Raw genomic sequence first — 14,007 nt, 5'->3', positions numbered from 1 at the left:
GCTGGGAACGTCATGACTTGCTGGCTGATTTGGGAAACAACGCCAGTTTTTGGTTAACCATTCCGGTAAAATCCGCGCCCTTAAAGAAGAGCCACCTAAGAGTGATTGAGCGATGTCCAACACAAAACAGGCCCCCAAAGTTGGATTCGTCTCCTTGGGTTGCCCAAAAACGCTTGGTTATTAATAGCTACCCTCTTAATAGCTGTTCCGAATAGTAGATCACTGGAGGAAGGGAACTCAGTCCAGTTTGTGCGATCTCATTAGTCGCCAAACAAAACAAGCCACACCCAAAGGACTGAGTTGATGCATATCCTACCACCCCTGCCACGACCACAACGGCGCCGTATTCACAAAATCATCCATGCCACCCGTGATAAAGGGCATGCTCGTCGCTTGATGGCCATCTTGCTGTTACATGAAGGATGCACGATCACGGATGTTCATCACATTACCGGCGCGGCTCGCTCGACCATCGGCCGTTGGCTTCGGTGGTATCGGGATGAAGGTGTGGGGGCTCTAGAAGCCTTACCGACTTGCCGTGCCCCGGTCCTATCTGTCGCCAAGATTATCACCTTACTGGTGCTGCTCATGCAGTTTTCTCCGCAAGATTTTGGTTATCAGCGTAGCCGTTGGTGTTCTGAGCTATTGGCCATCAAAATCAATCGGTTAACAGGCCTCAATATGGCAGCCTCCACGCTCCGCCGATGGTTACCTCGTATGGGCATTGTCTGGCGAAGGCCCGTGCCGACCTTGCGGATAAAAGACCCGGCTTATCAGGAGAAAATGGCGAATATCGAGGCTGCGCAGGCCCGCTGTGATGCCGATAATCCGGTGTTTTATGAGGATGAAGTCGATATAGACCTTAATCCCAAATTAGGGGCCGACTGGATGTTCAGAGCGCAGCAAAAGCGGGTTGTCATACCGGGACAGAACGCCAAACATTACCTGGCAGGCGTTCTCCATGCAGGCAACGGAAGAGTACTTTAGTCTGTGGGATAAAGAAAAACTCATCCTTGTTTATCGCCATGCTGGAAAAGCTGCGTCGCCACTACCGGCGAGCCAAAACCATCACGCAGCTCCTCGATAACTACATCATTCACAAAAGCAAACAGACCGAGCGATGGTTGAAGAAGAACCCCAAGTTCTGCTTGGTGTTCCAGCCAGTTTACAGCCCTTGGGTTAATCACATAGAACGGCTGTGGCACAAGTTACATGAAACCATCACGCGCAATCATCAATGCAGAGGAATGGCCAGCCTGCTGGCCCGAGTGAAACACTTCATGGATACCGTGTCTCCTTTCCCGGGGAATGGCTATGGCATAGCGAAGGTGTAGCACTATTGGGAACAGTTATTTAGATACAGCACTTTCATCACCACATCATCTGTTGGAAATGAGCGGCGAGTCTTCGTCACCTTCCGCAGCGAGGCATTAAGTGATTCTATCGCGTTCGTGGTGTAGATCACCTTACGGAGCTGGGGGGATAGTCAAAAAATACGCTCCGCTTCTTCCAGTTGTTGCGCCAGGAACGACTGATGCTGAGGTGCTCTTCGTCCCATTTGGCTGCAAACTCGGCCAGCGCTTGCTCAGCTTCAGCCAAGGTGGCTGCGCTATAGATACGGCGTAAATCGGCGGCGACCTCCTTGCGCTGCTTCCAGCTCACATAACGCGGCGTTTTTCAAGGTAGTTGTCGCGTAAGCCTGTATTAAGCCGCCTGTTTTTGTTCCTGTTCAGGCTGGCCTTCAGAATTCGACCGTGGCACTGATTATCCGCATAGAGTAATGAAGGAAAACCAAGAACTAAGGATGATGCCTTTGGCAACTATCCATCGGCTGCAGGCTTCACCAAAACCTCTATGTGTGTCAGATGCCAAGGGATTTGAACTCGCATCTTGTGAAGGTTGTAAGGCAACGGAATGTTCTGGATGTGTCTTTTAAGAAGGGGGGGGTTTACCGTGAGTACCATCAATAGTACCACAGAAATAAACAGACAATCATTTAAACACAACAAAATCAAAAACTTGAAACTAAAATTCAGACTCCCCGGCCGAATTTATCTAGCAGCGTGAAAGCCTCAACGTCTCATAAAAAGCGCAGGGGAATATTCCCACTGGGGGCTGTGACGTCAACAAACTGGTCAAGACCACGCCACAACCGGGCATGCTCACGGAGTGCTTGCTGATAGGCCCAAGTGGCGATGGCAGTAGAACGCTCGGCATCGACGCTCACCAGAGGGGCCAGCTCGTCCGTGAGGTACGCCCCGTGAGTCAGGATATTCTGCTCGTACCAAGCATCCCTGTGCTCGGGAGCGGCAAGAAAATCCCGTTTGCTCCGATTACAGTTGGCGTGTGCCAGTACGAAGTTGTGACCCAAATCGATTGGATAACGACGCCAGGGGATGAAATGGTCTACCTCACCACTCCCGTGTATCGCCTTGTTACAGTAAAAACAGGTTCCCCCCTGCAAGTCCCTCAATACCTCTCCTACTCGCCCCAGCGCCTGACGGCTTGAACCAAATAGAAAATTCTCCAACCCCACACTGGGGCCAATCAGTGGCTGATTACCCTTGATGTCGCAGATAAGCTGTAACCAATGCTGTCGGGAGAGGGAGACCACCAGATCGTAAAAGCGGTGGAGACAGTAGAGAATGCCGGGGTTAAGGCAGATATGATCCGCGCCCCTTTGATGAGGATAGAGGTGGCACTCCTCTCGCCCACCCAGGATCTGCAGACGCCACAAGGGTCCCTCAACAAGGATGCGCCGAACTCGGGCAAGAAGAGGCCGCCAGGCGTCGTGACGACGCAGTGCAGTTACCGAGCGGATCCCATCTTCACGCAGCCGGGACAACTCCGTCAGCATGATGGCCTGACGACCGCTGCTCTGTTTGAGCAAGGTGGCCGTTTCTCCCGTCGCCGAGTAGGGCAGACTGTGCTGCCAATAGAGCTCCACAAACTTGGTGGCCAGTTCGTCCAGCGTAATAGTGCGCGCCGCCATCAGCTCATGGGTCTCAGTACTGCGCTCAATCGCGATATCTGCAATCCCGTGAAGCAAGGCGCACTTGTAAGTGGCCACAAAATCGCCTTCGGTAAAGATGAGTTGCAGATAGGCAATAAAAGCGAGTTGTTGCTCAGGGGAGGCGTGCATGTTCGCCCCCAAGGATAAGACTCTGCCAACTCAACCCGGTACGCGCCAAGGCATCCCCCTGTGGTTCTGACACATGGAGAAGTGTCATCCCCCCCTCCAATGCAAGCCGCTCCACTTCATCGACAGCTACCGGATACATGGCTCGCTCCCGCATCTCCTGCTCCGAAATAACCAGGCGCAGACTCAGTACCAGATAACCATCTGGTGAGAGCAGCTCATGAAGACGTGCCAGAGCCAAGGGACGAGACTTCGGGGGTAGATGCATCCAGACAGCACTGAGCAAAATCAGATCAAAAGTACCGGTCACGCGAGAGAGAGCCGGCATAGCATCATTGACCCACGCCACCGCAGCCTCACAGGTATGACATTGCCCCTGCGCAGCAAGTGCCTGACATGGCTCGACAGCGACCACCATGTTGCCCTGATGGAACTCGGCTAAAAACGCGGCATCACGACCACTGCCGGCCCCTACATCGAGTAACCTGCGCGGTGCAGCAAGGAGCCAAGGCTCCAGCAGTGTGAGCCAGTCGCCGTGAACGGCGCGCGCAGATACCTGTTGGTAACGAGTCGCCAATTCGGTGGCATGGCACTGGTAGTAGTCGAGGGACACAATGCGTTCCGAACGGAGAAGGAAGTAAAATAATCTCACAAGATCAGTTAGTTGGCCATGGCCAGAACGACACTTTCCCAACATGAACGATTAATCGGGCAGCGGCATTTACAAAACCGGGTGTCCGCCAAAAGAACCGCGGCCAGAGGGGCTCTGAATGATGCCATCATTCAACATTTCGGGTAATATTCGGCCAACTCACTGATCTCTTGGCACTTATTATCGCCATGAGAGGTCAACGCCAGATGGAGATGGCTATTAATGAACTCGACTGATGTCGTGACCCTGTTTGGGGATGACAAGATTCTTTCCTTTGACCTTGAACTGACCCGGGACGAAAAACTCCGTCATCTGGGGGCGCTCCTGGCTGGTCGTGAACTCAATCTCAAGGGCCCGCAGGATCTCGCACTCAAGGAGTTAAATGCGCTGGCACAAGGGGCAGATGTAGTCCTTGGTCACAATATTCTCGATTTTGATCTCCCCTGGTTGGCCAAACAGGCTGTACGCCCTCAGTTACTTCTCGAAAAGCCGGTAATAGATACCCTCTATCTATCTCCCCTTGCCTTTCCCAAAAACCCCTATCACCGCTTGGTCAAGGATTACAAACTGGTTCGAGATACCCTCAATGATCCGGTCGCGGATGCAAGGCTCGCATTGCAGATTTTCTCGGAACAGCTGATAGCACTACAAGCCTTACCCCTGTCCCAATTGCAGCTTTATCAATATCTGTTTGACCAGGGAGTCATAGCGCAATTTAACACTCAGGGTCTGTCACTGGTGTTTGCCAGACTGACAGACCGCCCGCCAGTGCGGGTCTCGGAGCTACCCACTCTCATCAAGAGCATTGCCCATGAGAAAGCGTGCCCCAATCAGCTCAACCGAGTAATTGGTGATGCCCTGCGTCAACCCATGCTGTTGTTACCATTGGCTTATGCCTGCGCCTGGTTGCCCGTGTCCGGCGGGAACTCCGTATTGCCCCCCTGGATTTGGCGCCGCTTCCCCCAGACCGCAGAAATCATTCACACAGTTCGTGAACGTCACTGCGGTCATGCTGACTGCAGCTATTGTAAGGAGAACCACGACGCACGCCGCCATCTGCAGCGAATTTTCGAGCTCGACAACTTTCGCAACCTGCCTGATGGGACACCATTGCAGAAGACCTTGATCGAGGAAGCCATGGCTGGCGTCGCATTGCTCGGCATACTCCCAACCAGCGGCGGTAAGTCGCTCTGCTACCAGCTCCCGGCACTGGTGCGTAACCAGCGAAGCGGTGCTCTCACGGTCGTGATATCCCCCCTGCAGGCACTGATGAAAGATCAAGTGGACAACCTTAAACACAAGGCCGGTATTGAAGGGGTTGCCGCTATCTCGGGGCTGCTGACGCTACCAGAGCGAGGCGCGATTCTTGAACAGATCCGCATGGGGGATATCGCCTTGCTCTATATCTCCCCCGAGCAGTTGCGCAACCGCACAGTCAAACAAGCAATACGACAACGTCAAATCGGTGGCTGGGTATTTGACGAAGCGCACTGCCTGTCGAAATGGGGACATGATTTTCGCCCTGACTATCTCTACTGCGCCAAGGCTATCGCCACAATTGCCAAGGAACAGCAGGTCCCCATGCCTCCAGTCTTCTGCTATACCGCGACCGCCAAACCGGATGTGATTGAAGATATTTGCGCCCAGTTTCTCGACAAACAGCCCCGACCTCTTCTCAGACTGGAAGGAGGGGTTGAACGTACCAACCTCGAATATGCCGTCGTTGAGTGCCCCGGTCTCAATAAACAGGGCCATATCCTTAACCTGCTCGAGCAGTTCTTTGGTGAGGAAAAGCCCGGTTCCTGCGTTATCTACTGCGCAACCAAGCGCAGCGTGGACGAGCTGGCCGATTTCCTCGGTCAGCAACAATCCCTCCCTGTCTCACGCTTTTACGCCCGCATGGACAGTGCCCAGAAGAAAACCACCCTCGAACAATTTATCAATGGCGAGATCCGGGTCATCTGCGCGACCAATGCCTTCGGGATGGGGATCGACAAGGATGATGTGCGTTTGGTGATCCATGCCGATATCCCCGGCTCCCTCGAAAACTATCTACAGGAAGCGGGACGAGCGGGACGCGATACAGCACAAGCTCACTGCGTACTGCTGTTTGATGAACAGGATATCGAGAAACAGTTCCAGCTCGAGGCCATGAGTGAAGTCAGCCTGCGCGATATCAAACAGATCCTGCGCGGAATAAGACTCAGGGCCAGCAAAGGCGGCAAGCAGGAGAACAACTCGCCACTGGTCGCCACCAGTGCAGAGCTCATCAACCAGCCAGAGGTAGAAACCAGCTTTGCTGCCGATGACAGCAATGCTGATACCAAAGTCAAGACAGCGATCGCCTGGCTCGAGCGCGCTGGCTATCTGGAGCGCAGCGACAACATCACTCAGGTTTTTCAGGGGCGCCCTCTGTTTGCTTCCACAGAAGAGGCAATGAAAAGGGTAGAGAGTCTAAAACTCGCTCCCAAGGCCAAAGCCATATGGCAAGCGGTTATCCAGGCGCTGATGAGTGCTGCCGATGATGATGGTCTCAGTGCCGATGCCATTGCCGAAGAGGCAGGCCAATACATGGCCGATCACGGAAGTGGAGTTCAGGCCAGTGAAGTGATGCGGGTACTCACCCAGATGGCGGATGTCGGTCTGCTCTCTCAGGGGATGTTACTGACTACCTGGCTTCGCCCCAAAGGAAGAGACAATGCCCGGGTGCTCTGCGGGCAAGTACACAGCATTGAAAAGGCGATGCTGGACATCTTGCGTGAAAAAGAACCCGAACCTGATACAGGGCAAGGGCTGATCTTTAACATTCGACTGGTCAATCAGGCCATCAAAGATCTGGGGCATGAGCGGTGTAACCCTGGCTTGCTGCGCAATTTGCTGACCAGTTGGGCCCAGGATGGTCGCTCGGGGGGCGAGAAAGGCTCCATCGATGTCAAATATCTCTCTCGGGATCTTTACCAACTCACCTTCAACCGAACCTGGTCCCAGATTGAGCAGACAATTGATCAACGCCATCGCGTCACAGGCGCCACCCTCGATTTTCTCTACACCCTGTTGGCAAGCAGCGAAGAGAGTGTCCAGCGCCAGGTAATGCTGTCATTTGCCCTGGAACAACTGGTCAAATACCTGCGAGAAGACATGGATGTGGCTCAGCTAATGAACAAGCGGGAGGCAAGCCGCCAGCAGGAGTGGTTGCTCAAAGGGGCAGAGCGGGCACTGCTCTACCTGCATGAGCAACACGCCATCGTGCTGCAAAATGGTCTTGCAGTGTTCCGAAGCGCCATGACCCTCACTCTGACCGCTGAGCGGCAGCAACAATACAACAAGGCAGACTATCAGCCGCTTGAGCATCACTATCGCCAGAAGGTGATTCAGATCCATGTGATGAATGAATACGCCCGCATCAGCCTGGAGCACTTCAAGAAAGCCAAAAAGCTGGTGACAGACTACTTCTCCATGGAAGCTGACAAGTTCCTCGGTCACTACTTCAAAGGGCGCAACAAAATCCTGGAGCTGGCGACCAGCGAACACTCCTGGAAGCGCATTGTCGAAGATCTTCACAACCGTGCCCAGGAGCAGATCGTTCAGGCACCGCCCGAGCAAAACTTGCTGGTACTGGCAGGCCCGGGGTCAGGCAAGAGCAAGGTGATTATCCACCGCTGCGCCTACCTGATGCGGGTCAAGCAAATCTCCCCATCGCGGATCATGTTGCTCTGTTACAACCATAATGCGGCGATGTCCCTGCGCCGACGCCTGACCGAGTTGCTGGGGCGTGACGGAGCACGGGTCTCGGTATTCACCTTTCACGGTCTCGCTATGAGTCTGACAGGCAATGCGGTGCAAAACCGGACATCCGACGATATCGACTTTACCACCATCATTGATGACGCAATCAAGCTGCTCCGGGGAGAGCAGAACCAGCTCGGTCTCGAATTGGAAGATCAGCGGGAAAAGCTGCTCGGTGGGCTGCAATTTCTGCTCGTCGACGAGTATCAGGACATTGATGAACAACAGTACCAGCTTATCGCGGCACTGGTGGGCAAAAGCGAAGAGGATGAGGAGGCCCGACTGCATCTGATGGCTGTGGGTGATGATGACCAATCGATCTACGCCTTTCGCGACGCGAACGTCAGCTTTATTCGCCGCTTTGAGCAAGACTACAACGCCCAGACTCACTTCCTGACCTGGAACTATCGTTCCACCGCCCACATCATCGAGACCTCCAACCGCCTGATTGAGCACAATCAGGATCGCATGAAGCGTACACATCCCATCGAGATCGACGACAGGCGCAAGATGGAAGTGGCTGGGGGGCACTGGGAGGGGATGGAGACAGCACAGGGTCGCGTCATCATCCAGCAGTGCCAGGATGCAGCCCAACAGGCAGCCGAGGTCGTGAGACATATCGCGCTTATCCGTGAGAAGACTCCCACTTGCCCGCTGGAATCTATCGCCGTGCTGGCCCGTAATGGGCTAGAGAAGGAGGAACTGGCCTGGGTACGCTCGGCACTGGCAGATGCTGATATTCCCTGTCGTTTTACTCTGGATAAAGAGAACGGTTTTCCTGTGCATCGCTGCCGTGAAATCTTGCGCTATCAGAATTGGCTACAACAGCAAGGTCATGCCCTGCTGACAGCGGAGCAACTTGCAGCCCCTCTCCCTCCACTCTCACTGGCCAACCGTTGGGAGGAGCTACTGCACGATCTGATTGCTCAGTGGCAAGCCAGTCAGGGAGAGCATGCTCTTTCTGCCCACCACTTCCTGATGTTCCTCTACGAGTATTTGAGCGAGCAAAAGCGCCAGATCCGCTTCGGTAAAGGGGTATTGTTAAGTACGGTACATGGGGTTAAGGGGGAGGAGTATCGCCATGTGATACTGCTCGACGGCGGCTGGCAACGCGCGGCGGAGCTATCGACCAGTAACCTGGAAGAAGAGCGGCGCCTCTTCTATGTGGGGATGACACGTGCTATCGAAAGGCTGGTTCTCATGGCTCGCCACGATCAACGTAATCCCCATATTCCACTGATCGCCTCCCACTGCTACGTGCAGAGACCTAACGCAACCCGACCGGACAGACAACGTCGTTTCGCCATGATGGGTATGTCGCAACTGGTGTTGGGATATGCCGGACGCAGCAACGAGACTCATCGTATCCACCACCAGCTCAGTCAGATAAAGGTTGGCGATGCCGTACGTATCGCGCCAGATAAAAACAACAAGCTGCATGTTTATCACCAGAATCACGAAATAGCCCGCCTCTCTCAGTTGGGCGAAGAGACCTGGAAATTCAACATGAATACCATTCGTGAAGCCCGCGTGGTAGCCCTGGTAGAACGGCGCAAAGAACAGGAAAAAGAAGAGTATCAGACACAGATGTGCAGCGAGCGCTGGGAGATCCCTATCGTTGAGCTGGAGTTGTAGTATCGGGACACAGTACGGTTAAACGGAGACCTGAAGCAGCTCTGTCATCAGATGGCCTGCTCATGTTGCGTTGACCCCCCTACTGCCACCAAAACGAAAGTTGCCTATTTTAGGAGGTCCCTGATCGTGCCATCACGATTAACCACCACATTACACATCCAGCTCAAGGCGGCTTTAATGGCCATCAAACTGCTGGCAATGTCATGTGTTAACTCGAGATTGCTAGCCAACCCCCAGAGCGCCCGGCACCAGAGAAATCGTTTTCTTTTTAGACAAATAATCTGAGTTAAATCAAATAACGTTGTGAATGACCTTTGCTATGGTGAGGAAATAGCAAGCGGCCTCCCTGTTGCTTCCCCTGCTGGCTCCGCCAGATGCAGCATTTTCTGCGCCTTGAAAGCGAGTTTATGACGCCATGATCACCATCACCCTCGATGGGGCTCAGTTGACGGTTGACCCGACCAGAACCCTGCTCCAGATAGCCAAACAGCACCAGACTGATATCCCCTCCCTGTGCGGTGACAACACCAGCGGCCCCAAGACACCCTGCGATCTCTGCGTGGTGGAGATTGCCGGTCTTGGCATCCGCCGCGCCTGCGAGACGCGCCCCGAGGCAGGAATGGTGATCGCCAGCCAAAGCGATGCCCTGCGCGCGCACCGCCAGCAGGCGCTCGGCCGCATCCTCGCAGATCACTACGCCGATTGCGAAGCCCCCTGCCAACGCGCTTGTCCGGCCGGGGTGGACATTCAATCCTATCTGCACCACATCGCCATGGGGGAGCACCAGGCGGCAATGGCCGTCATCAAGCAGACCCTGCCGATGCCTCTCTCCATCGGCCGGGTTTGCCCCGCTTTTTGTGAAGCGGAGTGCCGCCGCGCCTTGGTAGATGAACCGCTGGCCATTCGTCAGCTCAAGCGTCACGCCGCCGATCTCGATCTGGCCGAGATTGCCCCCTATCAACCGGCAAAGAAGCCCGCCAAGGGCAAGCGGGTGGCCATTATCGGCAGCGGCCCGGGCGGCCTCACCTGCGGTTACTATCTGGGTTACGAGGGGTTCGAGGTCGATCTGTTCGAGGCGATGCCCGAAGCGGGTGGCTGGCTGCGCTACGGCATCCCCGAATACCGGCTGCCCAAGGCGATCCTCGATCAGGAGATTGCATTGATGTGCCAGAGTGGCATGCGGATCCACACCAGCCAGCGCCTGGGCCACCAGATCACCCTCTCGGCGCTGTGCCGCGACTATGATGCGGTCTGTCTGGCGGTTGGCGCTTCCAAGGCGGTGCCGATGGATTACCCGGGCAGCACCCTGGCCGGTTGTTATCTCGGGGTCGATTACCTCAAGGATCGGATGCTGGCCAAGCGGCTCACCACCGGCAAGAGGGTGGCGGTGATCGGGGGTGGTAATACCGCGATCGACTGCGCCCGCACGGCGGTCAGGCTGGGCGCTGAAACCACCCTTATCTATCGCCGCACCCGCGCCGAGATGCCCGCCGAAGCCTACGAAATCGACGAGGCGGAGCACGAAGGGGTGCGCTTTTTGATGCTGACCAATCCGGTAGAGAATCTGCCGGATAGCCGTGGTCGCGTCTGTCAGGTGCGCCTCGAGAAGATGGCTCTCGGCGAGCCGGACGCCTCCGGTCGCCGCCGCCCGGAGCCCACCGGTGAGTTCTTCCTTGAAGAGTTTGATACCGTGATTGCGGCAGTGTCGCAGCAGCCGGATCTCAGCTTTATGGAAGGGGAGCCCCTCACCCTCTCCTTCACCCGCTGGCAGACGCTGGAGTCCCACCCCGAGACCATGCACAGCGGCCACGGCAACCTGTTCGCCATCGGCGATCTGCGCCGCGGGCCTGCGACCGCCATCGAAGCGGTCGCCGATGGTCGCAAGGCCGCGCTGGCCATCGACCAGTTCCTCCACGGTGACATGATCGATCCGGTTCACCCCTTCAACGCCTGCAAGGCTCCCACACTCAAGCAGGTCGATCCCGCCCAGTTTGCTCACCTGAAAAAAGTCGCCCGCACCATCATGCCCCATCTGGCAGAGAAGGATCGCGAGGGCAGCTTTGCCGAGGTGGAGCGCGGCCTCAGTGACCAGGATGCCCGCAGCGAGGCCAGCCGCTGCCTCGAGTGTGGCTGTCAGGCCAACACCAATTGTGCACTACGCGACTACGCCACCGAATACAAGGTCGATCAGAGCGCTCTCGATACCAGTCAATGCCAGAAGTTTGCAGTGGATAACAGCAGCGAATTTATCGTCTTTGATGCCAACCGCTGCATCGGCTGCGGCCAGTGCGTGCAGATCTGTGGTGAGCAGGCGGTACAGGGTGTGCTGCGCTTTGCCAAGAACAGCGATGGTACCCTCTCGAACCGGCCGCAGTTCGACACGGGACTCTCGATGGGCGACTCCCACTGCGTGCAGTGCGGCGCCTGCGTACAGGTCTGCCCCACCGGCGCACTGGTGGATGCCCGCGACAAGTCACAGGGGCGCACCGAACTGCTCACGCCGGTCAATACCATCTGCACCTACTGCGGGGTCGGCTGCGGTGTCACCCTCTACGTCGATGAGGCGCGCAACCGCATCCGCTATGTGGAGGGGAATCGCAACTCGCCGGTCAATCAGGGGCTGCTCTGCGTCAAGGGGCGCTTCGGCTTTGACTTTATCCAGAGCGAGGAGCGCCTCACCACACCGCTCATCCGCAAGGATGGCAAGCTGGTGCCCGCCAGCTGGCAGGAGGCCATCGCCCTGGTGGCCGAGCGTTTCACCGCCCTGCGCCAGCACTATGGCAGCGATGCGCTGGCGGGTTTCTCGTCGGCCAAAACCACCAACGAAGAGAACTACCTGTTTCAGAAGTTCATGCGCCGGGAGCTGGGCACCAACAACGTGGATCACTGCGCGCGGCTCTGCCACGCCTCCACCGTCACCGGGCTGGAGGCGTCACTCGGCAGCGGCGCCATGACCAACGACATCCCGAGTATCGACCACTCGGATCTCATCTTCATCATCGGCTCCGACACCTCGGCCGCCCACCCCATCATCGGCTCCCATATCAAGCGGGCTGTCACCACGGGCAAGGCGCGGCTGGTAGTGGCCGATCCCAAGCGGATCGAAATGGCCGACCACGCCAGCCTCTATCTGGCCCACCGCCCCGGCACCGACGTGATGCTGCTCAACGGCCTGATGCAGCAGATCATCCAGCACGACTGGCACGACAAGGCCTACATCGCCGCACGAGTGGAAGGGTTCGAGGCGCTGCAAGCGGAGGTGCTCTCCCCCGCCTATGCCCCGGACAAGGTGGCCCTTGTCACCGGCGTACCGGCCGAGCAGGTGATCGAGCTCGCGCGCCTTATCGGCACCGCCGAACGCACAGCTATCTACTACTCCATGGGGATCACCCAGCACACCACCGGCCACGACAACGTGCGGGCCATCGCCAACCTGCAACTGCTGTGCGGCAACATCGGCATCGAAGGGGGCGGCATCAACCCGCTGCGGGGCCAATCCAACGTGCAGGGGGCCTGTGACATGGGGGCGCTGCCCAACTGCCTGCCCGGCTATCAGAAGGTGGCCAACCCCGAGGTGCATGCCCGCTTCACCACCGCCTGGCAGCAGCCAGACTTGCCGCGCACGCCCGGGCTTACCCTCACCGAGACCATAGATGCCGCCTGTGCGGGCAGCATCAAGGGGCTCTATGTGATGGGGGAAAACCCGGTGCTGAGCGATCCGGATCAGCACCACGTCATCGAGGGGCTCAAGCAGCTGGAGTTTCTGGTGGTGCAGGATATCTTCCTCTCGGAAACCGCCCAGCTGGCCGATGTGGTGCTCCCCTCCTGCTCCTTTGCCGAGAAGAGCGGCCACTTCACCAACACCGAACGGCGAGTGCAGCGCATCTCCCCCGCCCTCAAGGCACCGGGTGAGGCGCGGGAGGATTGGTGGATCATCCAGCAGATCGCCAACGCCATGGGTGGCGACTGGCGCTATCAACACCCAAAGGAGATCACCGCCGAGATCTGCCAAGTCACCCCGCAATACGCCGGCATCCAGTGGGACAAGGTGGGAGCGCAAGGGCTACAGTGGCCCTGCAACGATGCGGCGCCCGCAGGCACTCGCCTGCTCCATAGCAAGCAGTTCACCCGTGGCAAGGGGGAGATGGTCGCCACCCCGTTCCGCTATGCCGCCGAACTGCCCGATGAGACCTATCCCATCGTGCTCACCACCGGCCGCCTGCTGGAGCAGTTCCACACAGGCACCATGACCCGCAAGACCAGAGGGCTCGACAAGCTGGCTGGGCCACGGGTGATGATGAGCGTGGTGGATGCGCAGCGGTTGGGCATCAGCAACAGCGAACGGGTGAAAGTCACCAGCCGCCGCGGCCATATCGAGCTGCCCGCCTTCGTCACCAAGCGGATGCAGCCTGGCGTGGTCTTTATCCCGTTCCACTTTGCCGAAGCCCCGGCCAACCGGCTCACCATCAATGCCACCGACCCCCACGCCAAGATCCCCGAGTTCAAGGTGGCAGCGGTGCGCATCGACAAGCTGGAATCCTCATCGCAAGCTGGAGAGCTATCCATGCAGAAAGAGCCAGCCAAGCTAGACATCGAGGTTGCCTGAGGGGAATAGCAAAACCTGCGTAGCCGCCTGCCGGGAGGGTTGGCCCGCTGCCCCTTCCCCTTTGGGTTGCGATAGCAAAAGAGGGGGATGAGAAGGGTCACCAGCCAGAAAGCACAAAGGGTTAGCTTCGATGAGAAGCTAACCCTTTGTTTTATATGGTGCCGATAAGGGGAATCGAACTCCTGACCT

5 protein-coding genes and 2 pseudogenes are annotated in these 14,007 nt (G+C 56.9%); 4 read left to right on the top strand and 3 right to left on the bottom strand.

What is annotated here, in order from left to right; all coding sequences use genetic code 11:
- Both L972_RS21720 and L972_RS03065 read left to right on the top strand, forming a co-directional pair.
- Positions 1 to 215 (top strand): hypothetical protein (locus L972_RS21720; protein WP_231560897.1); only part of this gene is annotated, 215 nt, incomplete at its 5' end.
- An 88-nt stretch (positions 216 to 303) separates the two neighbouring features.
- Positions 304 to 1,334: pseudogene (locus tag L972_RS03065) on the top strand (IS630 family transposase).
- Between the two features lie 20 nt (positions 1,335 to 1,354).
- On the opposite strand, the pseudogene L972_RS20530 reads toward L972_RS03065, so the two are convergent.
- The 3 genes and pseudogenes from L972_RS20530 to L972_RS03050 all read right to left on the bottom strand — a co-directional run.
- Positions 1,355 to 1,665 (bottom strand): annotated as a pseudogene (locus L972_RS20530) (transposase); the annotation flags it as partial.
- 415 nt (positions 1,666 to 2,080) lie between these two features.
- Entirely contained in the window at positions 2,081 to 3,142 is a 1,062-nt protein-coding gene (locus L972_RS03055; protein WP_047435381.1) for an HNH endonuclease, read from the bottom strand.
- Positions 3,126 to 3,752, bottom strand: coding sequence for a class I SAM-dependent methyltransferase (locus L972_RS03050; RefSeq protein ID WP_047435387.1), 627 nt, complete (start codon positions 3,750 to 3,752; stop codon positions 3,126 to 3,128). The genes L972_RS03055 and L972_RS03050 overlap by 17 nt, the downstream gene beginning before the upstream one ends.
- 261 nt (positions 3,753 to 4,013) lie before the next feature.
- Between L972_RS03050 and L972_RS03045 the strand changes: the two genes are divergently transcribed.
- Positions 4,014 to 9,212: a RecQ family ATP-dependent DNA helicase gene (locus tag L972_RS03045; protein ID WP_047435377.1), complete on the top strand. Its 5,199-nt coding sequence runs from the start codon at positions 4,014 to 4,016 to the stop codon at positions 9,210 to 9,212.
- Between the two features lie 415 nt (positions 9,213 to 9,627).
- The gene (gene fdhF, locus L972_RS03040) at positions 9,628 to 13,818 is read left to right on the top strand and encodes a formate dehydrogenase subunit alpha (protein ID WP_047435374.1); all 4,191 of its coding nucleotides are present in this window, start codon (positions 9,628 to 9,630) and stop codon (positions 13,816 to 13,818) included.
- The last annotated feature ends 189 nt before the right edge of the window (positions 13,819 to 14,007 follow it).

This window comes from Aeromonas sp. ZOR0001, from assembly GCF_000801015.1.
GTDB lineage: Bacteria > Pseudomonadota > Gammaproteobacteria > Enterobacterales > Aeromonadaceae > Aeromonas > Aeromonas veronii.
Note: the sequence above shows the minus strand (reverse complement) of the source record. Positions and strands in the feature narration are given on the sequence as shown.